Source organism: Cellulomonas sp. KU4C (assembly GCF_056868065.1).
This window is the reverse complement of record NZ_CP200322.1, coordinates 2115268-2140281: the sequence shown is the minus strand read 5'-3', so window position 1 is coordinate 2140281 and position 25014 is coordinate 2115268. Positions and strand designations below refer to the sequence as shown.

Below are 25014 nucleotides of genomic sequence, written 5' to 3'. Positions count from 1 at the left end.
GTCAGCCCGCGCGCACCACCACGGTGCTGCACCCCAGCGCGGTGTGCGTCCCGGCCCCGACGTTCGAGGCCGTGGCGCACACCGTCCGGGCGCCCGGCTCGGTCGCGATCGTCGCGGTGAAGCCGTACGCGCCGGTGTACCCCGGGAACACGCGGCTGATGTCGGCGCGCGCGACGGCGGGGCGGACGTAGCCGCCGTCCCCGTCCACGGTGACCAGGACGTACGGCGGGGTCACCGTGTCGGGGTCGAGCGCCCACCCGGTGAGCTGCACGCCGCCGGGGACCGCCCGGACGGACTCGAGGTTGCCGACCGGGGACCCGCCCGGGACGACGACCGCCCGGCAGCCGAGGTCGCGGTCGGCGCCGGCCCCGACGTTCACCGCGGTGAGGCACACGGTGTACCTGCCGGCGTCCACGGGCAGCGTCCAGGCGACGCCGTGGGCGTCACCGGCCCCCGGGTACGCCCGGCCCACGTCGGTGCGGGTCGCTGCGGCGCGCACCGGGCCGTTGTAGACCGAGCCCGTGGGCCCGCTGACCCCCGCCCACACGTAGATCGGCGCGGCGGTGTCCGGGTCCACGGCCCACCCGGTGACCGACAGCGACCCGGGTGCGGCCGTCAGCGACTCGAAGTTCCCGGCCGGGGAGCTGCCGGGCACGGTCACGGTGCGGCAGCCCAGCGACGTGTGCGCGCCCGTCCCCACGTTCGACAACGTGACGCAGACCGCGTGCGTGCCCTCCGGAGCGGGCACCGTGCCGGAGAAGCCGTGGCCGTCGCCGTACGCGGGGTACGCGCGGCCCACGTCGGCGCGGGTGCCGTTCGCGAGCACGTACCCGCCCGAGCCGCCGACGGTCACGTAGGCGTAGACCGGGTCGACCGTGTCCGGGTCGAGCGCCCAGCCGGAGACCCGGACGGCGCCGCTCTCACCGGTCGCACGCTCGAAGTTCCCCACCGGCGACCCGCCGGGCGGCGTGACCCACGAGCAGCCGAGCGTCGGCGAGCCGCCCGAGGGGACGTTGACCGCCCGGACGCACACCTCGTGCCGGCCGGCCCCGACGGGCACGGTGACGGTGTAGCCGTGGGCGGCGCCGAAGCCCGGCAGCGCGGCGCCCACGTCGGGCCGCTGCTCGGACGCGGTGGCGCGGGTGACGGTGGCGCCGTCGACGACCACCTCGACGTCGATCGGCTGCGTCGGGACGTCGGGGTCCACGGCCCAGCCGCGCACGGTCGCCCGGCCGGTCGCGCCGCCCACCGCGGGCACGCCCGTCGCCGCGTCGAGCGAGCCGTACGGTCCGCCCGGCGGCACCGTGATCGCCGTGCACGGGAACGGCAGGTCGCTGCCCTGGCCGACGTTCCGCGCGGTGACGCAGACCGTGGTCGCCCCGGCCCCGGCCGGCAGCGTCACGTCGAAGCCGTGCAGCGGCCCCGCGGCGGGGTAGGCCGCGCCGACGTCCGGCCGCGGCAGCCGGGCCACCGTGGTGAACGAGCTCCCGCCGTACTGCACGGTGACGGTGAGCGCGCCGGTGGTGTCCGGGTCGATGACCCAGCCCTTGACCCGGACCCCGCCGGTGGTGCCCTCGACGGCCTCGAGGTTGCCGAACGGCTGGCCGACGGACGTCGCCTTCCACCAGCTCGAGTAGAGCCCGAACGCGGGGGTCGCGACGGTGGCCACCCCGGTCGAGCACTCCAGGCGCGCCTGGGTGATCCGGCCGCCGAGGTCGCCGTTGCCGTCGCGCGACAGGGTGAGGCGCTGGAGGGTGCCGCCCGCCGGGCAGGACTGCTGGACGGCCGCCACGGTGAGGGTGCCGGTCCAGGAGGAGCGGCTGTCGCCCGGCGCGGTCCCGGTGTAGGGGTCGGGCCGCGCGACCAGGTAGGGGCGCGAGCCTGCCTTGCTGAACCCGCCGTTGGTCGAGGAGAACTGCGTGAAGGCCGGCCCGCCGCCGTAGTACCGCGCGATGCGTGCGGTCGCGGCGATGGCGGCGTCGGTCCCGGCGGCGTGCAGCTCGGTGACCACCCCCGCGGCGGTGACCGACGCGGAGCCCGAGTACACCTGGCACTGGGTGGTGTCGCACAGGTCGGCGCTCCCGCTCGGTGCGCGGACGCTCAGGGCGTACGAGCGCGCCGCGACGGACTGCGCCTGGAGCGCGGCCGGCGCCCAGGAGGACGGGGACTCGCGCGGGACGACGCCCCGCAGGTACTGCTCCATCGGCACGTGGTTGATCGTCTCGGCGGTGCCGGCCCCGGTGGCGTTGACCTGGATCGAGCCCACGTACCGCGAGCCCGCGCCCGACGGCTGGTACACCCAGACCTGACCGGGCGCGCCGCCGTCCAGCCACACGGCGCCCGCGACGGTGCGCGCGCCGTTGAAGGTGACCGGGGTGCGGCTCGTGCCCTGGAGCGAGTCGACGGTGAACGAGCCCGCGGACCGGGTGATGACCGCCCGCGCACCCACGGGCAGCGTGACGCGGACGCCCGAGGCCCCGTCGACGACGGTGACGGCGGCACCGGGCACCGGTCCCGCGGTGACCGTGGCGCCGCCCGAGGCGGACAGCAGCCGGACCCGCAGCGGGTAGTCCTGCCCGATGTCGGTGCGGACGGTGCCCGGGTAGTAGAAGTCGAGGATCTGCTCGGCGCTCAGCCCCTTCAGCGCGGCGCCCTGCGCACCCCACTGGGACATGCCGATGCCGTGGCCCCACCCGTGGCCGGCGACCGACCACGAGCCGGACGAGGGCGGGACCAGCACCTCGTCCTGGGCCTGCGCGGCGGCGCCGCCGAGCAGGACGAGCAGACCTGCGGCGGCGAGCCCGCCGACGGTGCGCAGCAGCAGACGCAGCGCGGTGACGACGCGCGGGACCATGGTTCCTCCGTGCCGGACGGCTCCGGCGGCCGACCCCCGGTGCACGGTAGCGGACGTCCGTGCGTCCCCCGGTCGGGGCACGCACGGACGTCCGAGTCGTGGTGGTTCGTCCCGGTCGGGTCAGTCGGTGCGGCCGCGGCGCAGCCGGTTGCCGACCGCCGTCGCCACCCGCACCCCGGGGTTGGCCCGCATCTGCCGGATGTCGTCGTGCGCACGCGTCAGCGCCGCGGTCGTCCGCTCGAGCTCCGCCCGCAGGGCGTCCTGCTCCGCGCGCGCCTCGTCGAGCTGGGTGCCGGTCCACAGCAGCAGGTCGCGTGCCTCGATGGCCTCGTGCTGCAGCCGCGCCTCCGCCTCCCAGACGCGCTCCGGGACGGCTCCGGCCACCGGCTCGTCGAGCCGCGTGCGCAGCTCGTCGGCCAGCAGCACGCGGGTCCGCTCGTGCACCGGGGTGCCCGGGGCGCCACCGCCGATGATGGCCTGGAGCACCGCCTCGCGCTCGACGGCGGACTCGACGTCCGCGTCCGTCACGTCCGCGCGTCCGGCCGCCGCGGCCACCCGGCGCACCAGCGCCCGGCCGTCCTCGCAGCCCCACCTCGACGCGGGCGCCTCGGCGAGCAGGTCGCGCGCCAGGAGCAGCGCCCCGCGCAGCACGACCTCGTCCAGGCTGCTGCCGGACGACCGCCACTCGTCGTCGATGACCCACGCGGCGTCGTCCCTCCGGAGCACGTTCCCGGGGACGACGTCGAACGGCTGCGTCGGCGCGCTGGCCGCCGCGCGCTCGCGCAGCAGCCCCGCCCACGACCCGACCAGCGCGTCGAGGGACGCCGGGTCGCGCAGCGCGAGCCGGGCCAGCGGCTCGCCGGTGCGCCAGCGCTCGGAGTACGCAAGCACCTCCACGCCGTCCTGCGCCCCGGAACCCAGCCGCTCGCTGGTGATCACGACGTCGTCGCCGTCCTCGTGCACGGTCTTGCGCACCTGGAGCGCACGCCGGCGGTGCAGGGAGAAGTACCGGGCCAGCCGGTCCTCGGGCCACAGCGGCGCGGGGTCGCCCCCGGTCCCCGCGACCAGCAGGAACGAGTTGGCGAAGTCCGGTCCGGTGCCGGCGGCGACGAGCTCGCCCCACAGCGCGGCCTCGTCGAGCAGCTCGGGGCGCGGCGTGGTCCAGTCCGGGCTCGGGAAGTCGGGCAGGTCCTCCGCGAGCTCCGGCGCCCGGTCGTACAGCCGCTCCGCCAGCACCGCGCGGGTCAGCTTGTAGTCCGGGAACGCGCCCAGCACCTCGGTGCCGGTGAAGCCCGCGGTCCGCGCCAGCTCCGCCAGCCGACGGCGGGAGAACGTGCGGGCCGGGCCGTCGACCGGGTAGCCCTGCACCGAGTGGAAGACCTGGTTGGAGTGGTCCTCCGGCGCGCCGGCGAGGTACTTCACGCCGAGCTCGTTCTCGATCGCCAGGACCAGCCGGCCGCCGGGCCGCAGCGTGCGCCGGAGCGCCTCGAGGAACTCGACGTAGGGGCGCTCGTCCCGCCCGCCGCCACCGACGTACTCGAGCACGCCGACCACGACCACCAGGTCGTACGCGGGCTCGGCCGGCAGGTCGGCGACCTCGGCGTTGTGCACGGTGACGCCCGGCAGCTCCGCCGTGCGCCGCGCCGCGACACGCGCGCGCTCGAACGTGGGCTCGAGCGCGTCGACGGTGGCGCAGGTCTCGCCCAGGTACCGCGTGATCGCGCCGCAACCGGCCCCGATCTCGAGCACGGTGGCGTCGGCCGGGAGGTCGAGCGCCCGGACCACGTTGGCCCGGGACGGGGACAGGTGGTAGCGCTCGGGCCAGCTCGTCGCCGTGGCGTACAGCTCGTCGGACAGCGAGTCCAGCGGCAGGCCGGACCCCATCCGGTCGTAGAGCTCCGCCTCGGAGCCGTCGAGCCACGGCGTCGTCGCGGCCCGCAGGACCCGGACGCCGTCGACGACCTCGGCCGGCAGGGCCCGCAGGGGGGTGGTGCTGGTCATGGCATCTCGCTCTCGGTGGTGCGGACAGGCGGCTGACGGGACGCCGTCACCCCCGCACGACGTCCCGCACAGCGGCAAGATACCCGTGCCCGTGCCGGGTCGTCGGCTCGAGGACGGCGCCCTCGGCCCACTCGTTCCAGGCGTTGCACATCACGAGACGCTGCTCGACCGGACGGTTCTGCACCGCCCGCGCCGTCGCGGACAGCCAGCGGCGGAACGTGTACGGGTTCGAGCCGTGCCAGATGTCGGCGCCCCACTGCCGCCGGGCGGTGTTGTCGAAGTTGACCATCACCGCCGGGTAGATGTCGGGCTCGAGCCGCTCCAGGCGCTTCTCGGCGTCGCGCACCAGCGAGCCGTAGCTCAGCAGGTTGCCGCGGAACTCCGCGTCCGCCCCGAGGTCGCCGTAGTCGATCCAGTCCCACTTGGCGTTGTGCGGCGGGAACCAGTGCGTGCCGTCCAGGCCGGCGGTCGCGGCGGCGCGGTCGAGCCCGTCGAACTCGCGCGCGACGTCCACGTTCACCAGCAGCAAGCTCGCCGAGGCCCTCCTCGCGGGCCCGCGCACGCCAGTGCTCGAGCACCGACGGGTAGTCCGGGATCTGGGAGATGCGGTAGACCGACACGACCTTGCGGCCGTCGACCGTCAGGTACCGGGGGTCGCGCAGGAACTCGAGGATGTCCTCGATGAACTGCGTCGCCGGCACCTCGTCGTAGTTCTGGCCGATGAGCATGTCGGACTGCCGGCCGTCCCAGCGCCGGGTCCAGTTCTCGTTCGCCCACATCAGGCAGAACGTCTTCGGCGTCGAGCCCGCGACGAGCTTCTCGACCGGCATCGACATCAGCCGCTTGCCCGCGAACCAGTAGTAGTAGTACATGAAGCCCTCGACGCCGTACGTCGTCGCGAGGTCCTGCTGGGCGTCGCGCACGACGTCGAGCCGCAGGTCGTAGAACCCGAAGTCGGCCGGCAGCAGCGGCTGCTCGTGGCCCGGGTAGACCGGGTGCGCGGCAGTGACGTTCGCCCACTCCGTGAACCCGGTCCCCCACCACCGGTCGTTCTCGGGGAACGGGTGGAACTGCGGCAGGTAGAACGGCACCAGGCGGATGCGTCGCGGCGGCTCGGAGCCGGTCGCGTACCGCTCGACGCCCGTGCCGGCGACGGACGTGGGCGCGGCGGGCAGCGAGCTGCGGTCGGAGATGCGCAGGCCGGCCTCCTTCGACAGGATGCCGACCAGGCGCTCGACGGCGTGCGCCGTCGTGCCGTCGATCTGCCCGGCCTCGGCGGCGAAGTCGTCCGACGTCAGCGCGAGGGAGCGCAGGCCCTGGAGCACGAAGCCCCGGATCCAGTACATCGAGCCGCCGGGGAACCACAGGCCGTCGTGGTCCACGGGCAGGCCGATCCGGTCCAGGAGGTCGCGCACGATCTCCTCGTCCCCGCCCCAGTGCTCCGGCCCGTGCAGGCTGCCGTCGGCCGTGACGAGGCCGAGGTCCGGGTCCGCGGCGAACGCGTCGAGGATCGCCTCGACGTTCTCCCGGGAGTCGAGCAGCGCGGTGAGGAACGCGTCCTTCCACTCCTCGCCGGTCCCGGCGAGGTCGTCACGGGTGTCGCGCCAGGCGCTGCGCTTCGTGTGGATCTTGAGCACGAGGTCGTACGGGTCGAGCAGACCCGCGTTGATCACGCCCACCGTGGGCAGGACGTCGCGCCCGTGGTTCTCGACGTCGAGCACGGCGACGTGCTTGACCTGCGGCAGCGCCGCGGTGTCGAGGTCGAGCACGGTGCCCGACGAGTTCGTGACGACGAGGTCGACGTCCACCGGCACGTGCCGCAGCTGCCCCAGCAGCTCGGGCACCAGCTCCGGGAAGTGCACGTGCATGAGGACGGCCACGCGGCTCGGGCCCTCGAACGGCAGGGCCGGGTGCACGCGCCACGCGTCCGGGAAGGTGCCGGTGCGGCGGCCGCGCTGCCGCCGCTGCCAGGACGCCATGCTCGTGGGCGCACCGGTGTCGGGCCGCCGAGGTCGGGTCCCGGCGATCCTGATGCCGACGGCGATCCGCAGCCGCTTGACCCGGCCCACGAGGCCCGCTCGCGTGATCCTTCTCATGCACGACACCTTCCTGCGAGGCGGCCTCGTGCCACCTCGACCCTCATCGGTCCAGCCACTGCTCGACGTCCACCGCGTACCGGGCACGCAGCTCCGCCGGGATCTCCTGCCCGCGTGGCGCGAGCTCGGGAGACCGGACGATCTCCCGCTTCACGAACGGCAGCCCGCGCTCGAGCAGCGTCCGCCAGCCCGCGATCGTCGGGTTGTCCGCGGCGGGCACGACCTGCCCGGCGCCGAACATCGCGTCCACGGCGTAGCCCTCGGTCTCGAGCAGCCGCCCCAGCCCGATCTCGTTGCGGTGGATGATCGCCTGCTTGTCGGCGTGGTGCCGCACGCTCCGCCAGAACCAGTCCAGGGGCGCGTCGGCGAGCACCCCGCCCCGGTACCCGACGAAGTAGCTCTGCAGGTGCCGGGCGAACTGGAGGGTCTCGGTGAGCCCCCACACGTCCGCGGGCGACGCGTGCAGCCGGCCGAGCACGCCGTCGAGACCGGCGAACGGCCCCACCAGCGAGTCGTTCGCGAGCACCACCGTGCCGGCGGCCCGCAGCTGCGGGTAGGTCGCGAGGCCGACCGCCCACGAGCCGAAGTCGTACCCGATGTTGGGCTTGCGCAGCACCGTCACCGCGCCGTCGGGACCGCCGTCGCCCCAGACCAGGGGCTCGCGGAACTCCGAGCTCGACACGACGAGCACGCGGTAGTCCTGCGCGACGAACGCCCCGACCAGCTCGCGGAACGACCGCGTCACCTCCGGGCGGGCGCCGTGGTGCACGAGCACCGCAACCCGGTCGGAGCCGCCCAGGTCGCTCCCGGCACGCTCGACGTGCGTCCGGCCGGCGACCAGGTCGAGCGCGCGGCGCGGCCGGCTGGTCCCGGCGCGCACGCTCAGCGCCGCCCCAGCGTGCGCAGGCGCCGCAGCGGCCACGTCACGCGCCAGGAGGTGCTGCGGCGCATGGCCTGCAGCTCCATCCAGGCGCGGTCGCGCTGGTCGCGCAGCGCGGCGACCTCCCGCTCGAGCTCCGTCACCCGCGGGTCCTCGGCCGGGCCGTCGGCGCCCGCGCCCGTCGTCGGCGCCGTCACGGCGTCACCGACCCGCCGGTCGGGCCGACGGTGGTGGGGGTCGGCGTGGTCGGGGCGACCGCCCCGCCGACGACCGGGTCGCTCCACCGGCCCGAGATGCGCACGGCGCCGTTCTCGGTGTCGCCGGACGCCCGCACCGCGAGCGGGTAGGCCTTGTCGAGGTGGTCGTACGTGTGGCCCTTGCTGCGGATCGCGACCGACAGCCGCCAGTTGGCGGGCAGCAGCGGCAGCGCGTCGAACGTGTAGTCCACGTAGCCGGAGCCGGGGTCGAGCGACACGGCGCCACGGTGGTGCATGCGCGTGTTGGTGCCGGTGATCCCGACGCCGTTCTCGTGCACGAACCCGAGGAAGAACGCGACGTCCTCGACCCGCTGCCGCGCGGTGAACTCGACGCGCACCGTCAGCGGCTCACCGGTCAGCAGGATCGGCGCGGGCTCCCCGTCGGAGCCCAGCAGCTCGACGCCGGTCACCTGGATCTCGCCGGAGCCGGTGCGCGTCACGCCGGGGGCGGTCTCCGCGGCCGTCTCGTCGTCCTGCCGGGCCTCGGCCTCGCGCTCGTTGACCTCCGCGAGGTACGCGTCGATGACCTCGGGCGCCTTGCCGATCGCCCGCACGTCACCGTGGTCGAGCCAGACCGCCGAGTCGCACAGCTCCGCCGCCAGGCCCATCGAGTGCGTGACCAGCACGATCGTCGTGCCCTGGTTGCGCAGCTTGAACAGGTGGTCGAAGCACTTGCGCTGGAACTCCTCGTCGCCGACCGCGATGATCTCGTCGACGATGAGGATCTCGGGCTCGAGCGTCACCGCGATGGCGAAACCGAGGCGCACGTACATGCCGGAGGAGTAGATCTTCACGGGCGAGTCGATGAACTCCCCGAGGCCGGCGAACTCGATGATGTCGTCGATCGACGCCTCGATCTGCTTCTTGCTCAGACCGAGGATCGAGCCGTTCAGGTGGATGTTCTCGCGGCCGGTCAGCTCGCCGTGGAACCCGGCGCCGAGCTCCAGCAGCGCCGAGACGCGGCCGTCGACCAGCACGGAGCCGCTGGTCGGGCGGTAGACCCCCGCGAGCACCTTGAGCAGCGTCGACTTGCCCGAGCCGTTGTGCCCGATGAGCCCGATCGTCGTGCCGCGGGGCACCTCGAACGTGACGTCCTTGAGGGCGTGGAACATGCCGTCGGTGCGCTCGCGCCCGCGCACCACGCGCTCCTTGAGCGAGTTGCGGCGCTCCTTGTGCAGCTTGAAGGACTTCGACAGCCCCTCGACCCGGATCGCGGGACCGTTCGGACGCACGCTCACAGCTCCTCCCCCAGGTCGCCGCCCCGTCGGCGGTTCACGAGCACGGCCAGCCCGAGGGCCAGGGCGGTCCAGCCGACCAGGCCGGCCCACGCCTGCCACGGCCCGGCGGTCAGCCCGTAGGTGACGTCCCGCAGGATCTCGACGAACAGGCCGGTGGGCAGCCACTCGACGATCGCCCGCATCGGGATGCCGCCCGCCGACACCGGGACGATGTCCAGCGTGTAGATGATCGGCGTCGCGTAGAACAGCAGCTGCAGCGCGACGGACACCAGGTGCGCGAGGTCCCGCACGTGCACGTTGAGGATCGCGAGCGCCGTCGCCACCGACGCGCTGAACACGACGAGCAGGCCGACGACCACCGGGGCGAGCAGCCAGCTGACGCCGACGTTGCCGATCACCAGCAGCACCAGCAGGTACAGCCCGAGCTCGATGAGGCTCTGCACGCCCTGGGCGACGGTCGAGCCGAGCACCGGCGCGTACGCCGGGAAGTAGATCTTCTTCAGCAGGGCGCCGGTGCCGATCAGCCCGCTGATCCCCCCGTTGACCGTGGCGGAGAAGAACGACCACGCGGTCAGGCCGGCGAACAGCCAGATGACGAAGATGCCCTTCTCGCCGTTGCCGAAGTCGGGCGGGCTGCCCCGGAACACGACGGAGAAGACGATGGTGTAGACCCCGAGCGTCGCCAGGGGCACGACCAGCGACCACGCCCAGCCCAGGGCGGAGCCCTTGAACTTGGACTTGAGGTCCCGCTGGGCGAAGTTCCAGATCAGGTTCCACTGGCGCCACAGGGGCGCCGAGTGGCGCACCTCCCGCACCGGGACCGAGTCGACCTGCGTCACACCGACGCTCCTGCTCTGACGAAGGGAGGCCCCCACGCGCCGGCGGGTGCCGGGCGGGGCCTGCGGACCTGGACCCCCGGCGGGGCGACCTCGGACGGCCCCCGGGCCAGGACGGCCGGACACCAGACCTTAGCAGCGAGAGCCCGTCCCCTAGACTCGGTCACTCTCACCATCCGACGGAGGTCCTCTCGTGCGCATGCTCGTCACCGGCGGAGCCGGGTTCATCGGCTCCAACTTCGTCCACCAGGTGGTGCGCGAGCACCCCGAGGTCCAGGTGACCGTGCTCGACGCCCTCACCTACGCGGGCGACGAGAAGAGCCTCGCCCCCGTCTGGGAGCAGATCACCTTCGCCAAGGGCAGCATCACCGACCACGACCTGGTCGACGACCTCGTGAAGAACGCCGACGTCGTCGTGCACTTCGCCGCCGAGTCGCACAACGACAACTCGCTGCACGACCCGTGGCCGTTCGTGCACACCAACGTCATCGGCACCTACACGCTGCTCGAGGCCGTGCGCCGGCACGACGTGCGCTACCACCACATCTCCACCGACGAGGTCTACGGCGACCTCGAGCTGGACGACCCGGCGAAGTTCACGCCGGACACCCCGTACAACCCGTCCAGCCCGTACTCCTCGACCAAGGCCTCCTCGGACCTCCTGGTCCGGGCGTGGGCGCGGTCGTTCGGGGTGCGCGCCACGCTGTCGAACTGCTCGAACAACTACGGGCCGTACCAGCACGTCGAGAAGTTCATCCCGCGCCAGATCACCAACGTCGTCGACGGCATCCGCCCCAAGCTCTACGGCACGGGCGAGAACGTCCGCGACTGGATCCACGTCGAGGACCACAACAGCGCGGTCTGGGACATCATCACGAAGGGCCGCCTCGGCGAGACCTACCTGATCGGCGCCGACGGCGAGGAGAACAACAAGACCGTCGTCGAGCTGATCCTCGAGCTCACCGGCCAGCCGTCCGACGCGTACGACCTCGTGAGCGACCGCCCGGGTCACGACCTGCGCTACGCGATCGACGCGACCAAGCTCCGCACGGAGCTCGGCTGGGAGCCGCGCTACACGACGTTCCGCGACGGCCTCGCCGCGACGATCGAGTGGTACCAGGCCAACGAGGCGTGGTGGCGGCCGCAGAAGGACGCGACCGAGGCGAAGTACGCCCAGCTCGGCCGCTGACCCGCGGCCCGCACGACCGACGGGGCCCGTCGCACCGGCAGGTGCGGCGGGCCCCGTCGCGTGCGAGCGGTCAGGCCCCGGTGCCCTCGCCGCCGTGCGCGTGCTGCCACGCCGCCCACGCGCTGGCCAGCGTGGCGTCCAGCGGCTCGACCGCGCGCCAGCCCAGGGCGGCCTCGATCGCGCGCGGGTCCGCCACCACCTCCGCGGGGTCGCCCGGCCGCCGGTCCACGAGCTCCGGCACCACGGGCACGCCCATCGCCGCGGACAGCCCCCGGATGACCGCCAGCACCGACGTCCCCACGCCCGTGCCGACGTTCAGCGCCCGGAACGGCGGCGCGGGCGCGGCGCCCGCGTCCGTGCCGGCGCCCGCGCCCGCCAGGCCGTCCAGCGCCGCCACGTGCGCGCGCGCCAGGTCCAGCACGTGCACGTAGTCCCGCACCCCGGACCCGTCGGGCGTCGGGAAGTCCGTGCCCAGCACCCGCGGCGCCCGGCCGTGCCGCACCGCGTCGAGCACGAGCGTCACGAGGTTCGTCACCGCCGGGTCCCCGAGGTCGGGCCAACCCGCCCCGGCCACGTTGAAGTACCGCAGCGCGGTGCCCCGCAGCACACCGGTGGCCGCGACGTCCCGCAGCAGCCACTCGCCGACCAGCTTCGACCGGCCGTACGGGTTGACCGGCCTCGTGGGCGCGTCCTCGCCGACCAGGCCACCCGCGACGTCCCCGTACACCGCCGCGGACGACGAGAACACCACCGACCGCACCCCGTGCTCCGTGCAGGCCGCCAGCACGGCCGCGAACCCCTCGATGTTCTCGCGGTAGTACCGCAGCGGCTGCGCGACGGACTCGTCCACGCGCTTGCGCGCCGCGAGGTGCACCACCGCGGACACGCCGCGGCGGCGCACCACGTCGCCGAGCGCCCGGACCGCTCCCGGCCCGGCCACGTCGAGGCGCACCAGCTCGGTCCCGGCGACCCGCTCCGCGCGCCCCGACGACAGGTCGTCGACCACCACGACGTCCCGGCCGGTCGCCCGCAGGAGGCGGACGACGTGCGTGCCGATGTAGCCGGCACCACCGGTGACGAGGACGGTCATCCCGCCACCCTAACCAGCGGCGCCTGCACGATTCCTCCACGCGCTCACCCCCCGGGGTCCCTCACCTGCCCGGTCGCTGCTCCTATGCTCGGTCCTCGTGACCTCCCGCCACGCTGCTCCCGCACGCCCCCGCACCGTCCGGCACGGTCGGCCGCGTCGCTCGCACGCCGTGCTGCGGGGCGTCGCGCTCACCGCCGTCGCGGTGCTCTGCTTCGGCGCGTCGGGCGCCTCCGCGCTGTACGTGCGCCTGAACGGGAACATCAACACCATCGACGCGAGCGACCTCATCCAGGCGCTGCCCGAGCCCGAGGTCACGGCCACCGGCCCGGCCGACCCGGACGACCCGAACGCGGGCCAGCCCGTCAACATCCTGCTCATGGGATCGGACGAGCGCGACGGCGAGAACGAGGCCATCGGCGGCCACGTCGACGGCATGCGGTCGGACACGACGATCGTGGCCCACATCTCCGCGGACCGGACCCGGGTCGAGCTCATCTCGATCCCCCGCGACTCCCTCGTGCGGATCCCGACCTGCACCATGTCCGACGGCTCGACGACCAGCCCGCAGCGCAGCGCGATGTTCAACTCCGCGTTCGCGCTCGGTGCCGACCGCGGCGGCGACATCGCCTCGGCCGCCGCCTGCACGGTCAACACGGTCATGGAGAACACCGGCGTGCCGATCCACCACTTCGTGGTCGTGGACTTCGCCGGGTTCACCAAGATGGTCGACGCGGTCGGTGGCGTCCCGATGTGCGTGCCCAACGACATGGTCGCCCCCAAGGCCGGCCTGTCCCTGTCCGCCGGCCAGCAGACGCTCGACGGCACCCAGGCCCTGGCGTTCGCCCGCGCGCGCACGGGCGTCGGTGTCGGCGACGGCTCCGACACCAACCGGCTCGGTCGTCAGCAGGAGCTGCTCGCGGGCGTGGTGCGCGAGGTGCTCGGCAAGAACATGCTCACCGACATCACGCAGCTGATCCGGTTCCTGGACTCCGCGACGGAGTCGCTGTCCATCGACAGCGGGTTCAGCTCGATCACCGACATGGCCGGCCTCGCCTACAGCCTGCGCAGCACCCCGGCTGGGAACATCTCCTTCATGACGATCCCGTTCGCGACCGCGCCGAGCGACCCGAACCGGGTGGTGTGGACCTCCGAGGCCGACACCATCTGGGCGAACGTGGCGTCCGACCAGCCGATGCTCACCGGCACCAGCCAGGACCCGGACGCCGCCGCCGGCGGGGGCACCACCGACCCCGGCACCCCGGACCCCGGCGCGTCGGCGCCCGCCCCCGGCCAGACCGCCACCGAGGCGCCCGCGGCCCCCGCCCCCACCCAGACCCGTGAGGCCGGCAAGGAGGCGTTCTCCGCCGGCGACGTCACCGCGGTCTGCTGACCGTGGCGCGCGCCGAGGACCAGAACCCGCGGGACCCGTCCCGGGGGACGCCGCCCAGCTTCTCCCCCGCGACCGGGAGCCGCCGGCCGTCCCCCGACGGCGCCACGCCGGTGGGCACACCGCCGACCGGCGCGGCACCGGACCGGCGCTCGACCCCGCCCGCACGGCCGACCAGACCCAGCGCACCGGCCCGGTCGTCGACGGCGCGCCCCGCGGTGACGCCGCCCGTCGCCCGGCCGTCGACCCCCCGCGAGCAGGGGCGGCCCACCGCACCCGAGGCCGGTTCCGGGACGCCGGGCAGCTTCGCGCCGCAGGGCGCCCGGCCCGAGGACGCCCCGCGCCCGGTCCGGGTCGCCGGTCGGACCGCGGGCTCTCCCGCGGCGGGCCGGACGGGCTCGCCCGCGGCGGGTCGGGCGAGCTTCTCCCGCGCCGGGCCGGACCGGGTCCCCCGCCGCGCGCACCGCCGCCGACCCGGCCGGTCCGCGCGCGCCCCGGCAGTCGGCGCCGACGGGACCGGGGCGTCGGGCCACGGGCGCGGGGTCGCCCGCCCGTCCGTCCTCCCCCGGGACGCCCGGCACGCCCGGCACACCCGGTCCGGCGGCCACCGCGCCGCGCCGCCGACGCCGGGGCCGCGTGGTCGCCGCGGTGCTCGTGCTGGTGCTGCTGCTCGTCATCGCCTGGCCGGTCGGGCTGCTGGTCTGGGCGGACGGCAAGATCCAGCACACCGCCGCGCTGTCCGGTGCCGCGAACACGCCGGGCACGACCTACCTGCTCGCCGGGTCGGACTCGCGCGCCGACGGCGTCATCGAGGACACCGAGACGGTCGGCGCCCGCACGGACACGATCCTCGTGCTGCACGTCCCGGAGTCGGGCCCCGCGGCGCTCATCTCGATCCCCCGCGACGCCTACGTCGACATCCCGGGCTACGACCCGAACAAGATCAACGCCGCGTTCGCGTGGGGCGGTGCGCCGCTGCTCGTGCAGACGGTCGAGGAGCTCACCGGCCTGACGGTCGACCACTACGTCGAGGTCGGCTTCGGCGGCGTCGAGGAGATCGTGGACGCGCTCGGCGGGGTCGAGCTGTGCCTCGACGGCAGCACCGGCATCGCGTTCCCGGTGAACGAGCCGAAGTCCGGTCTGATCTGGGACACCCCCGGCTGCAAGACCGTCGACGGGGTGCAGGCCCTCGCGTTCTCGCGCATGCGGTACGCGGACCCGTCGGGCGACATCGGCCGCGGTCTGCGGCAGCGGCAGCTCATCAGCGCGGTCGCCGCGAAGGCCGCCGACCCCGCCGTGCTCCTGCAGCCCGGCAAGCAGGTCGCGCTGATCGACTCCGGCACCGGGGCGCTCACCGCCAGCGACGAGACCGGCATCGTGGACCTCGGGCGCCTCGCGCTGGCGTTCCGGTCCGCGACCGGGCCCGGCGGCATCACCGGCACCCCGCCGATCTCCGACCTCGACTACCGCCCCGGCGGCGCGGGCTCCACCGTCCGGCTCGACCCGGACCAGACGCCGACGTTCTTCTCCTCGATCGCGGACGGCACCCTCGCCCCTGGCGTGTACGGCGGCGTCCCCGCCCCCTGACGGACGTCCCGGCGGGCGGCGGGTGCGCTGCCGAGCGCCTGGCCGGTCGCGGTCAGCGGGCGGCGGCGGAGCGGGTCGGCGCCCCCGACGAGCCGCGGTCGTACGCCGACGCCCGGTCGGCCCGCAGGCGGCGCTCCTGCACCGCGACCGCCTGGTCCCACACGGCGACGACCCCGTCCCGCACGCGCTCGCACGCGCGGGTGGTGGCACGGCGCAACAGCGGGCCGAACGGCCGCTCCACGCACCGGTGCACCAGCCAGGCCAGCGCCACCGAGAACGCCACGGCCGCGCCGAGCGCCGCCCACACCGGCACCCGGTCGTGCAGCAGGTGGATGGCCCACAGCCCCCAGTACTCGTGCGTGAGGTACAGCGGGTAGGTCAGCGCGCCGACCGCGGTCAGCCCGGACCACCGCCACCGCGCGAGCGGCGTCAGCGACACCAGGGCGACGAGGCCCACGCACGCCACCAGGCACACCCCGAGCAGGACCGGCTGCGGCGGCACGACCGAGTTGGCGCCGAGCGAGCCCATCCGCGCAGGCACCAGGGCGGCGGTCGCGACGGCGGCGTTCACGCCGACGAGCAGCCACGGGACCAGGGCGTGCCCGGTCCGGTGGATCACGTAGAGCGCCATCCCGGCGGCGAACAGCGGCGCGTACGGGGCGACCAGCCACGTCACCGCGTCGGACCAGCCGAGGGTGCGCGCCAGCATCGCCGCAGCGGGCCACAGCGCCGCGAACCACAGCACCCGCGCACGGGTGATGCCGAACGCCGCGAACAGGGTGATCAGCAGGTAGAACCGCAGCTCCACCCAGAGCGTCCAGTACACGCCGTCCACGTGCCCGACGTCCACGAGGCTCTGCAGCAGCGTGAGGTTGACCAGCACCTGGCCGCCGGTGATCTCCTTGCCCGGCCAGACCAGCAGCAGCAGCGCGCCCGTCGCCAGCACACCCACCCAGTACGCCGGGTAGAGCCGGCCCACCCGCGAGCCGACGATGTCCGGGACGGACCGCCCCCACGCGGTCATCAGGATGACGAACCCGCTGATCACGAAGAACAGCTCGGCCCGAGCGAGGCGTAGACGGCCCAGGACGACACCGCGGGTGCGACCTCCGCGAGATCACGGCCCCAGGCGGTCGTCTCCCGCGTGGTGAAGTGGTACGCCACGACCCCGACGGCGGCGAGGAACCGCAGGCCGTCGAGGGCCGCCAGGCGCGGCGCGCGCGCCGGTGCGGGGGTCCGGGCGGGGGGCTGCGTGGTGGTCGCGTCGGGGAGCTGCCGGGGCGGCGCGGTGGTCGTCACCCGCTCGACGGTAGGTCGGACCCGCCGGGGCCGCCCGTCGAGATCCGGGCCACCGCACGGTCCTCGACGAGACCTTCACGAGCCCGGCGCGTACCCGGCGCGTACCCGGCGCGGGGTCCTCAGGACCCGAAGCCCACGCCCTGCCGGCGCCCGCCGCCGTGCTGGGCGCGCAGCCGCTCGCCCTTCGCGTCGGCCTGCTCGCGGAGCCCGTCCTGGAACGTCAGCATCTGCGCGGCGACCCGCCGGGCGGTCTCGTCCGTGCCCGAGCCGAGGATCCGGGCGGCCAGCAGGCCGGCGTTCCGCGCGCCGCCGATCGACACCGTCGCGACCGGGACGCCGGCGGGCATCTGCACGATCGAGAGCAGGGAGTCGAGCCCGTCCAGGCGCGCGAGCGGCACCGGGACGCCGATCACCGGCAGCGGGGTGACGGCGGCGAGCATCCCCGGCAGGTGGGCCGCTCCCCCGGCGCCGGCGACGATCACGCGCAGCCCGCGGTCGGCGGCGGTGCGGCCGTACTCGACCATCTTGTCCGGCTGCCGGTGCGCGGAGACGACGTCCACCTCGACCGGCACGTCGAACTCGGCCAGCGCCTGCGCGGCGGCCTCCATGACGGGCCAGTCCGAGTCCGAGCCCATGACGATGCCGACGAGCGGGGACATGCGTACCTCCGGGTGCTGGTGGTGGAGCGGGGGGTCAGGCGGGGGCGGGTGCCTCGCCGCGCAGCACGGCCGCGGCGGCCACGGCCCGGCGGCGCACGTCGTCGAGGTCCGTGCCGGACACCGTGACGTGCCCGAGCTTGCGGCCCGGCCGCACGCCCTTGCCGTACAGGTGGACCTTGGCGTCCGGGTCGAGCGCCGCGACCTCGGCGAGCCCGTCGGTCAGCGCCGCGCGGGTGCTGCCGAGCACGTTCGCCATCACCGTCCACGGCGCCCGCGCCGCGGTCCCGCCGAGGGGCAGGTCGAGCACGGCGCGCAGGTGCTGCTCGAACTGGCTCGTCACGGAGCCGTCGATCGTCCAGTGGCCCGAGTTGTGCGGGCGCATCGCGAGCTCGTTCACCAGCACGCGCGGCGCCCCGCCATCGGGGTCCGCGACCTCGAACAGCTCGACGGCCAGCACGCCGGTGACGCCCAACCCCCCGGCGACCTCGCGGGCGATCCCCTCGGCGGTCGCGGCGGTGCGCGGGTCGAGGTCGGGTGCGGGCGCGACCACCTCGGAGCAGACGCCGTCGCGCTGCACGGACTCCACGACCGGCCAGGTCCGGACCTCGCCCGACGGCGTCCGCGCGACCAGGACCGCGAGCTCGCGGGTGAACGGGACGCGCTCCTCGGCGAGCAGCGGGGCCCCGGTGCCGGCGGTGGCGGCATCGAACCAGTCCGCGACCTCGTCGACCGACCGCACGACCCGCACGCCCTTGCCGTCGTAGCCGCCGCGCGCCGTCTTCACCACGGCCGTGCCGTCACCGGCCGCGAGGAACGCCGTCAGGTCGTCGGCGGTCGCCAGCGGCGCCCAGCGCGGGCACGGCACGCCGAGCGCGGTCAGCCGCGTGCGCATCACGATCTTGTCCTGCGCGTGCACGAGCGCGTCCGGGCCGGGGCGCACCGCGACGCCGCGGTCCTCGAGCTCGGTGAGCAGGCCGTTCGGCACGTGCTCGTGCTCGAAGGTCAGCGCGTCCGCGCCCACCACCAGCCGCTCCACCGCGACCGGGTCCGACGCCACGCCCACGGGGGCGTCCACGACGACCTGGGCGGCCGACGACACCGCGTCCTCCACCAGGACCCGCAGGTGCACGCCGAGCGCGGTCGCCGCGGGCGCCATCATGCGGGCGAGCTGCCCACCACCGACCACTGCCACCACGGGTGCTGCCACGACCGGTGAGCCTACCCGGCCGCGCCGCCGACCTCGCTGCGCCGGTCCGTCCCGGGACCTCCCGCACAGCACCCACCCAGTGCGGGGAGATACCGTGGGGCGGTGACTTCCTCCGGTGCGCCCGGCCTCACGGCCGCACCGGGACCCGCCCCCGAGGCCCGTCCCGGACTGCTGAGCGACGCCCTGCGCGCCCGGCTGCTCGAGCTCGCCCGGTTCGGCTCGGTGGGCAGCGTGGCGTTCGTCGTGGACCTCGGCACGTACAACCTGCTGCGGTTCGGACCGGTCGCCGTGCTGCACGACAAGCCGCTCACCGCGCGGGTGATCGCGGTCGTCCTGGCGACGCTCGTGTCCTGGCTCGGCAGCCGGCACTGGACCTTCGCGGACCAGCGGACCCACCGGCACGGGCGGAGCTCGTGCTGTTCGCCCTGATCAACGTCCTCGGCTCCGGCATCACGATCGGCACGCTGGCGTTCTCGCACTACGTGCTGGGCCAGCAGGGCCCGTTCGCGGACAACGTCGCCAACGTGGTGGGCATCGGGCTCGGCACCATCGCGCGGTACGCGGGCTACAAGATGTTCGTGTTCACCGGCACGTCGGCGCTGCCCGTCGCCCTCGCGGACGTCGGGCACGAGGCCCGCACGCACGAGGCCCGCACGCACGAGGCCCGCTCCCACGAGGTGCCGCACCCCCGGCCGCACCCGGCCGACGACGCCTGACCGCGTCCCCCGCTCACCCGGGCGGACGCCCGCCCGGTCGTGGCGGCGACCCCGGCCGCGCCGCCAGCCCCGCGACCGCCAGCACGGCCACCGCCACGACCGCGACCCCGGCGACGTACCCCGGCGTCAGGTGGTCGGGCAGCACCAGCGCCACCGCGGCGGCGCCCGCGACCACGACCCGCACGGTCGTGCGCTGCTCGGCGAGCCACACCCCGGCCCTGCCGGTGCCCACGCCCCGCCGGTCGCCCGCCGCGGCGAGCCCGGCCGCGGCGCGGGACCAGGACGCCCGCAGCGCCCGGGCGGGCGCGCTGCCGCCGGCGACGAACGCGACCGCCGCCACCAGCAGCCCGAGCACCAGCCCCGTGCGCAGCGTGACGCGCAGCAGCGTGACGACCTGGTCGTAGACGGCCACCGCGGCGTCGGGCCGCTGCACCGTCGGGGGCAGCGCCCGGGCGTAGAGCTGCCGCCCGGCCGTCAGCGCGACCCCGAGCAGCAGCATCCCCCCGGCGAGTGCCAGCCCGGCCGCCACGACGGCGCGGGACCGGTGCCGCGCCGCCAGCACCGCCGCGACCAGCAGCCCGAGCACGACCCAGACCAGCCACGCCCCGAGCACGTCCAGCAGCCGGTACGCGCCCTGCGCCCGGACGAGGTCGGCGCTGGTCAGCAGCGGGAAGCTCGCGCCGATGGTCGGCAGCCGGTCGACGACGGTGAACCCCGCGTCGGACAGCGCGGCACGGACCGCCACGACCACGTCGGTGAGGTCCACGGTGAGCGTCCCGTCCGCGCCGATCGTCGCCAGCGCGTCCGGGTCCCCGCTCAGGGCCGCGGCGAGCTGGGCGTGCACCGCGCGGTTCGCCCCGTCCCACACCGTGGCGAACCCGTCGGAGTCGACGACCCGGGCGACGGTCTGCCGGACGAACCCCGTCACGGCGGTCACGAGCGGCCCCTGCAACGCGTCGACCGCGCCCGCGACCCGCGGCGGCAGCCCGAGCCCGGTGACCGCCCCGGTGGCGTCGGCGGCCAGCCCGGGCACGTCGACCGCGTCGACCACCGCCGCGGTGACCCGCTCGGTGACGGCGGACCGGATCTGCGGGTCCCGCGCGAGCGGCCCGACGGTGGCGAGGTACCGGTCGGTGTCGGTCAGCAGGTCCCGCGCCCAGGTCGCGACCACCGCGACCGGGGCGAGCAGGCCTGCGACGACCAGCAGGGCGACCACCGCCGCCGACCGGCCGGGACGGCGGCGCTGCGGGTCGCCGGGAGCCGGTTGCGCGGCGTGGGACGCGCGCAGCCGGGCGTTCTCGGCCTCCAGCGCCGCGACCCGCGCGGTCAGCGCGTCGACGTCGTCCGCACCCGCGTCCTGCCGTCGTTCCTCCACCGCGCCACCCGCCCGCTCCTCGTGGGATCCCCGAGGGCGAACCTACGCACGTCGGGACGGGCACCGCACCACCCGCGGCGGACGAGCCCGCGACGTGCCGTCACCGCCGCCGGCGCTGCCGCTCGCTGCGCGGCGAGATGACCGACCCGCGCGGCAGCACCACGTCGGGCGCCATCGCCGCGGGCACGCCGGTGAGGAACAGCGCGAACACCGCGGGCCGGCGCTGCGCGAGCTCGAGCCGCGCGCCGTCCGCGGACGCGAGGTCGCGGGCGAGCGCCAGCCCCAGGCCGGTGCCCTGGCCGGAGGTCACCTCGCGCTCGAAGATCCGCGGCGCCAGGTCGTCGGGCACGCCGTCGCCCTCGTCGGCGACCTCGACCACGACAGCGCGGGACGCCCCCGGCCGGGACCGCACCGTGGTCGTGCCGCCGCCGTGCCGCAGCGAGTTCTCGATCAGCGTCGCGAGCACCTGCGCGAGCGCGCCGGGCGTGGCCAGCACCTGCGCCGCGGGGTCGACCTCGATGACGAGGTGGCGTCCCGCGGCCTCGAAGGTCGGCCGCCACTCCTCCTCCTGCTGGTGCACCACGTCGACCAGCCGGATCGCCTCGGTGGTGCCGCCCTGCGCACGCCGGGACCGGGTCAGCAGGTCGTCGACGACCGTCACCAGCCGCTCGACCTGCTCCAGCGAGATCCGGGCCTCCTCGCGGATCGCCTCGTCGTCGGAGGCGAGCATGATCTCCTCCAGCCGCATCGTGAGCGCCGTGAGCGGCGTGCGGAGCTGGTGGGACGCGTCGGACGCGAACTGCCGCTCGGCAGCGAGCCGCCCGGCCATCCGGTCGGCGCTGCGGGCCAGCTCGGCGGCGACGAGGTCGATCTCCTCGACCCCGGACGCCTCGAGCTGCGGGCGCACCTGGCCGGAGCCCAGCTGCTCCGCGGACGCCGCGAGGTAGACCAGCGGCGCCGCGAGGCGGTTCGCCTGCCAGATCGCCATCGAGATGCCCGCGGCGAACGCCACGACCGCGGCGACCACGACGAGCCCCATGATCTGCGCGCTGGCGAGGAACACCTCCCACCACGACGCGTACATCGTGATGCGCGTGCCGTTCGAGGACACGTCGGTGATCGTCACCGTGCGGTCCGGGACCTCGGGTCCCGCCTGGTACCGGGCGCCGTCGGCGGTGACGACGAACACGCTGACGGCGATGCCGCCCCCGCGCTCCACGTAGGGCTCGAGGACGCGGTCGGACAGCGGCTGGTTCTCCTGGTCGCGGCTGTCGATCTGGCGCGCCAGGTCGGACGCGCGCGTCTCGAGCGCCCCGATCTCGTTGTCCCGGACGTACTGGGCGCCGAGGAACGCGAGGGGGAAGCCGAGCAGGAGGACCGCGACCGTGACGGCCGCGATGGTGGCCTGGAGGACGCGGCGGCGCACGGGTCAGCCCCGGGTGCCCTCGCCGGACTCGAACCGGAAGCCCATGCCACGCACCGTGCTGATGTACCGCGGGGCGCTCGCGTCGTCGCCGAGCTTGCGGCGCAGCCAGGACACGTGCATGTCGAGCGTCTTCGTCGAGCCGGTGGGGTCGGAGCCCCAGACCTCGCGCATGAGGGTCTCGCGGGCGACGACCGTGCCCGCGGCGCCGACCAGCACGCGGAGCAGGTCGAACTCCTTGGCGGTCAGGTGCAGCTCGCGGTCGGCCTGGAACGCGCGGTGCGCGGCGACGTCGACGCGCACGTCCTGGCTGCGCAGCTCGTCCTCGTCGGGGGCGTCGCCACCGGTGCGCCGCAGCAGCGCCCGGACGCGGGCGAGCAGCTCGGCCAGGCGGAACGGCTTGGTCACGTAGTCGTCGGCGCCGGCGTCGAGGCCGACGACCAGGTCGACCTCGTCCGCCCGGGCCGTCAGCACCAGCACCGGCGTGGTGAGGCCCTGGTTGCGGATCGCGCGGGCGACGTCGAGGCCGTCCATGTCCGGCAGCCCGAGGTCCAGGACCACGAGGTCGGCCTCGCTGGCCCGGTCGATGGCACCCTGACCGGTGCCCTGGACGCGCACGTCGTAGCCCTCGCGGCCCAGCGCGCGGGCCAGCGGCTCGGCGATCGCGGGGTCGTCCTCGGCCAGCAGCACCTGGGTCATGGCGCCATGTTAGGTCACGGAACGGTCTGGCACACGGCACAACCGGGTCACAGTCCGGTCGGGTCGTCCTCAGGCGGCCTCCTCGGGCCGCGTGGCGGGTCCGCCCGCCGTCGCGCTCCGCCCGTAGGACGACGTCGGCGCCGGCCCGGTCCGCCTGCGGGGGCACGCGACGGCCCCGAGGCCCGACCTACGCTGGCCCGATGACGTGGTGGGAACGGCTGCAGACCTGGGAGGAGCGGCACCAGCTCGGGATCGACGCGACCGTCACGGTGCTCACCGGGCTGGTCATGATCCCGCTCGGCGCCGGTGTGGCGACCGGCTGGGACCGGACCCCGGTCGCGGGGGTGGTGCTGTCGGCGCTGGTCTGGCTGCCGCTGGCCTGGCGCCGCCGGAACCCGGTCGCCTCCGTCATCGCCGTCTACGCGGCCGGGCTGCTGCACATCCTGCTCGGGATGCCGACGCTGATGCCCGCCGACCTGGCGGTGCTGGTCGCCCTGTACTCCGTCACGGTGCACGGCCCGCGCTGGGCGCACTGGACCGCGATCGCGTCGGCCGTGGTCGGCGCCCTGGTGATGTCGGTGGCCCTGATGGCCACGGTCGGGTACCGCAACGCCCCCGAGCTCGCCGCGACGATGATGGCGCTGTGGGTGTTCTGCTGCGCCTGCGCGGTCGCGGCCTGGGCGTTCGGGCTGATGCGCCGGTCCCGCCGCGAGATGATCACCACCCTGCGCGACCGGGCCGAGCGGCTCGAGGTCGAGCGCGACCAGCAGGCCCAGATCGCCACGGCGGCCGAGCGCACCCGCATCGCCCGGGAGATGCACGACATCGTCGCCCACTCCCTGTCCGTGGTGGTCGCGCAGGCCGACGGCGGGCGCTACGCGGCCGCGGCCGACCCCGACGCGGCCACCCGGGCGCTCACCACGATCGGCGAGACCGGCCGCGCCGCCCTGGCGGACATGCGCCGGCTGCTCGGCGTGCTGCGCGACCCGGCCGCCGGTGGTGCGGCGCCCGGCACCGGGGCGACGCCCTACACGCCGCAGCCCGCGGAGCAGGACCTCGAGTCGCTCGTGGAGCAGGTGCGCGGGTCCGGCGCCCGGGTGTCGCTGGTCCGGATGGGCACCGCGCGCCGGCTGCCGCCGGGCATCGGCCTGACCGTCTACCGGATCTGCCAGGAGGCGCTGACCAACGTGCTCAAGCACGCCGGACCCGCCCCGGCCGTCACCGTGCTGGTGCAGTGGCAGCCGTCCGCCCTGGTGCTCCAGGTCGACGACGACGGGCGCGGCGCCGCCGCCGACTCCGACGGCGCCGGGCACGGCCTGCTCGGCATGCGCGAGCGGGCCGCGATGGTCGGCGGGGCCCTCACCGCGGCGCCGCGTCCGGGCGGCGGGTTCCGGGTCCGGGTCGAGCTGCCGCTGCCCCCGGGAGCCCCCGAGCTGGACGCGGCGGCGCCGGCACCTGCGGCGCAGCCCTAGGCTGGCCCGCATGACCGAGACGATCCGCGTCGGCGTGGTGGACGACCAGCAGCTCGTGCGGGCGGGTTTCCGGCTCGTCATCGACTCCCAGCCCGACCTGTCCGTCGTCCTGGAGGCCGGCGACGGCGTGCAGGCCGTGCAGGCCCTCACCCCGACGACCGCGCAGGCCCAGGTGCTCGGTCCGGTCGACGTCGTGCTGATGGACGTCCGGATGCCCGGGCTCGACGGGCTGGCCGCCACCGAGCGGATCGTCGCCGCCGGCACCCCCGAGCACCCCGCGCCCCGGATCATCGTGCTGACGACGTTCGACCTCGACGAGTACGTGCTGTCCGCGATCCGCGCCGGCGCCAGCGGGTTCCTCCTCAAGGACGCGCCGCCGGAGGACATGCTGGAGGCCATCCGCACCGTGCACCGCGGCGACGCCGTGATCGCGCCGTCCAGCACCCGCCGCCTGCTCGAGCACCTCGTCACCGCGCTGCCCGCCGAGCAGCCCCAGACCGCCGCGGCGCAGGAGCAGCTCGCCTCGCTCACCGAGCGCGAGCGGGAGGTGCTGGTGCTGATGGCCCGCGGCCGGTCGAACACCGAGATCGGGTCGGACCTGTTCGTCGCGGAGGCCACCGTCAAGACGCACGTCGGGCGGATCCTCGCCAAGCTCGGCGCCCGCGACCGGGTGCAGGCCGTCGTCGTCGCCTACGAGACCGGCCTGGTCGTCCCGGGGGCCTGACCTCCTGCGACCCGGGGACCGACCT

The 25014-nt window shown here is 75.2% G+C and carries 23 protein-coding genes and 1 pseudogene; 7 read left to right on the top strand and 17 right to left on the bottom strand.

Going from position 1 to position 25014, the window contains the following annotated elements:
• Window position 1: 1 nt before the first annotated feature.
• From AC1VL8_RS10215 to AC1VL8_RS10180, 8 genes and pseudogenes are all read right to left on the bottom strand, one after another.
• Window positions 2–2854, bottom strand: a complete 2853-nt coding sequence (locus tag AC1VL8_RS10215; protein WP_483075090.1) for a SpoIID/LytB domain-containing protein — start codon at window positions 2852–2854, stop codon at window positions 2–4.
• 120 nt (window positions 2855–2974) lie between these two features.
• A complete protein-coding gene (locus AC1VL8_RS10210) occupies window positions 2975–4855 on the bottom strand; it encodes a methyltransferase (protein WP_483075089.1) in 1881 nt (626 codons plus the stop codon).
• A 46-nt stretch (window positions 4856–4901) separates the two neighbouring features.
• Window positions 4902–5201: a glycoside hydrolase family 99-like domain-containing protein gene (locus AC1VL8_RS10205; protein WP_483076230.1), complete on the bottom strand. Its 300-nt coding sequence runs from the start codon at window positions 5199–5201 to the stop codon at window positions 4902–4904.
• Between the two features lie 238 nt (window positions 5202–5439).
• Window positions 5440–6723: pseudogene (locus AC1VL8_RS10200) on the bottom strand (glycoside hydrolase family 99-like domain-containing protein); the annotation flags it as partial.
• Window positions 6724–6994: 271 nt separating this feature from the next.
• On the bottom strand, window positions 6995–7831 hold the full coding sequence (locus tag AC1VL8_RS10195) for a rhamnan synthesis F family protein (protein WP_483075088.1): 837 nt from the start codon (window positions 7829–7831) through the stop codon (window positions 6995–6997).
• A 2-nt stretch (window positions 7832–7833) separates the two neighbouring features.
• Window positions 7834–8028, bottom strand: a complete 195-nt coding sequence (locus tag AC1VL8_RS10190; protein WP_483075087.1) for a hypothetical protein — start codon at window positions 8026–8028, stop codon at window positions 7834–7836.
• Window positions 8025–9326 (bottom strand): ABC transporter ATP-binding protein, encoded by a 1302-nt coding sequence (locus tag AC1VL8_RS10185; RefSeq protein ID WP_483075086.1) that lies wholly within the window; start codon window positions 9324–9326, stop codon window positions 8025–8027. The genes AC1VL8_RS10190 and AC1VL8_RS10185 overlap by 4 nt, the downstream gene beginning before the upstream one ends.
• Complete coding sequence (locus AC1VL8_RS10180; protein WP_483075085.1) at window positions 9323–10165, bottom strand: ABC transporter permease; 843 nt, start codon at window positions 10163–10165, stop codon at window positions 9323–9325. The genes AC1VL8_RS10185 and AC1VL8_RS10180 overlap by 4 nt, the downstream gene beginning before the upstream one ends.
• A gap of 190 nt (window positions 10166–10355) precedes the next feature.
• Between AC1VL8_RS10180 and rfbB the strand changes: the two genes are divergently transcribed.
• Complete coding sequence (rfbB, locus tag AC1VL8_RS10175) at window positions 10356–11351, top strand: dTDP-glucose 4,6-dehydratase (protein ID WP_389226592.1); 996 nt, start codon at window positions 10356–10358, stop codon at window positions 11349–11351.
• A gap of 70 nt (window positions 11352–11421) precedes the next feature.
• Here rfbB and galE read toward each other — a convergent pair whose 3' ends face one another.
• Window positions 11422–12441 (bottom strand): UDP-glucose 4-epimerase GalE, encoded by a 1020-nt coding sequence (gene galE, locus AC1VL8_RS10170; protein WP_483075084.1) that lies wholly within the window; start codon window positions 12439–12441, stop codon window positions 11422–11424.
• Between the two features lie 97 nt (window positions 12442–12538).
• Here galE and AC1VL8_RS10165 point away from each other — a divergent pair, with 97 nt between their 5' ends.
• Window positions 12539–13831, top strand: a complete 1293-nt coding sequence (locus AC1VL8_RS10165; protein ID WP_389226586.1) for an LCP family protein — start codon at window positions 12539–12541, stop codon at window positions 13829–13831.
• Here AC1VL8_RS10165 and AC1VL8_RS10160 read toward each other — a convergent pair.
• Entirely contained in the window at window positions 13815–14099 is a 285-nt protein-coding gene (locus AC1VL8_RS10160; RefSeq protein ID WP_483075083.1) for a hypothetical protein, read from the bottom strand. The genes AC1VL8_RS10165 and AC1VL8_RS10160 overlap by 17 nt on opposite strands.
• Window positions 14100–14464: 365 nt before the next feature.
• Here AC1VL8_RS10160 and AC1VL8_RS10155 point away from each other — a divergent pair, with 365 nt between their 5' ends.
• Window positions 14465–15415: an LCP family protein gene (locus AC1VL8_RS10155; RefSeq protein WP_483075082.1), complete on the top strand. Its 951-nt coding sequence runs from the start codon at window positions 14465–14467 to the stop codon at window positions 15413–15415.
• A gap of 52 nt (window positions 15416–15467) precedes the next feature.
• On the opposite strand, the gene AC1VL8_RS10150 is transcribed toward AC1VL8_RS10155, so the two are convergent.
• The 4 genes from AC1VL8_RS10150 to AC1VL8_RS10135 all read right to left on the bottom strand — a co-directional run bounded on the left by AC1VL8_RS10150 (window position 15468) and on the right by AC1VL8_RS10135 (window position 18580).
• Entirely contained in the window at window positions 15468–16463 is a 996-nt protein-coding gene (locus tag AC1VL8_RS10150) for an acyltransferase family protein (RefSeq protein WP_483075081.1), read from the bottom strand.
• Window positions 16460–16714 carry a hypothetical protein gene (locus tag AC1VL8_RS10145; RefSeq protein WP_483075080.1) on the bottom strand — a complete coding sequence of 85 codons (255 nt, stop codon included), beginning with the start codon at window positions 16712–16714 and terminating at the stop codon, window positions 16460–16462. The genes AC1VL8_RS10150 and AC1VL8_RS10145 overlap by 4 nt, the downstream gene beginning before the upstream one ends.
• Window positions 16715–16833: 119 nt before the next feature.
• On the bottom strand, window positions 16834–17373 hold the full coding sequence (gene purE / locus AC1VL8_RS10140; RefSeq protein WP_389226574.1) for a 5-(carboxyamino)imidazole ribonucleotide mutase: 540 nt from the start codon (window positions 17371–17373) through the stop codon (window positions 16834–16836).
• Window positions 17374–17407: 34 nt separating this feature from the next.
• On the bottom strand, window positions 17408–18580 hold the full coding sequence (locus AC1VL8_RS10135) for a 5-(carboxyamino)imidazole ribonucleotide synthase (RefSeq protein WP_483075079.1): 1173 nt from the start codon (window positions 18578–18580) through the stop codon (window positions 17408–17410).
• A 102-nt stretch (window positions 18581–18682) separates the two neighbouring features.
• Here AC1VL8_RS10135 and AC1VL8_RS10130 point away from each other — a divergent pair, with 102 nt between their 5' ends.
• Window positions 18683–19009, top strand: a complete 327-nt coding sequence (locus AC1VL8_RS10130) for a GtrA family protein (RefSeq protein ID WP_483075078.1) — start codon at window positions 18683–18685, stop codon at window positions 19007–19009.
• A complete protein-coding gene (locus tag AC1VL8_RS10125; protein ID WP_483075077.1) occupies window positions 18994–19296 on the top strand; it encodes a GtrA family protein in 303 nt (100 codons plus the stop codon). The genes AC1VL8_RS10130 and AC1VL8_RS10125 overlap by 16 nt, the downstream gene beginning before the upstream one ends.
• 13 nt (window positions 19297–19309) lie before the next feature.
• Here AC1VL8_RS10125 and AC1VL8_RS10120 read toward each other — a convergent pair whose 3' ends face one another.
• From AC1VL8_RS10120 to AC1VL8_RS10110, 3 genes are all read right to left on the bottom strand, one after another.
• Window positions 19310–20671: a hypothetical protein gene (locus AC1VL8_RS10120; RefSeq protein WP_483075076.1), complete on the bottom strand. Its 1362-nt coding sequence runs from the start codon at window positions 20669–20671 to the stop codon at window positions 19310–19312.
• Window positions 20672–20771: 100 nt separating this feature from the next.
• Entirely contained in the window at window positions 20772–22097 is a 1326-nt protein-coding gene (locus AC1VL8_RS10115; RefSeq protein WP_389226562.1) for an ATP-binding protein, read from the bottom strand.
• Between the two features lie 3 nt (window positions 22098–22100).
• The gene (locus AC1VL8_RS10110; RefSeq protein WP_389226559.1) at window positions 22101–22793 is read right to left on the bottom strand and encodes a response regulator transcription factor; all 693 of its coding nucleotides are present in this window, start codon (window positions 22791–22793) and stop codon (window positions 22101–22103) included.
• Between the two features lie 200 nt (window positions 22794–22993).
• Between AC1VL8_RS10110 and AC1VL8_RS10105 the strand changes: the two genes are divergently transcribed.
• Together AC1VL8_RS10105 and AC1VL8_RS10100 are read left to right on the top strand one after the other, a co-directional pair.
• Window positions 22994–24265, top strand: a complete 1272-nt coding sequence (locus AC1VL8_RS10105; protein WP_483075075.1) for a sensor histidine kinase — start codon at window positions 22994–22996, stop codon at window positions 24263–24265.
• Window positions 24266–24275: 10 nt separating this feature from the next.
• Window positions 24276–24989 carry a response regulator gene (locus AC1VL8_RS10100; RefSeq protein WP_389226553.1) on the top strand — a complete coding sequence of 238 codons (714 nt, stop codon included), beginning with the start codon at window positions 24276–24278 and terminating at the stop codon, window positions 24987–24989.
• The last annotated feature ends 25 nt before the right edge of the window (window positions 24990–25014 follow it).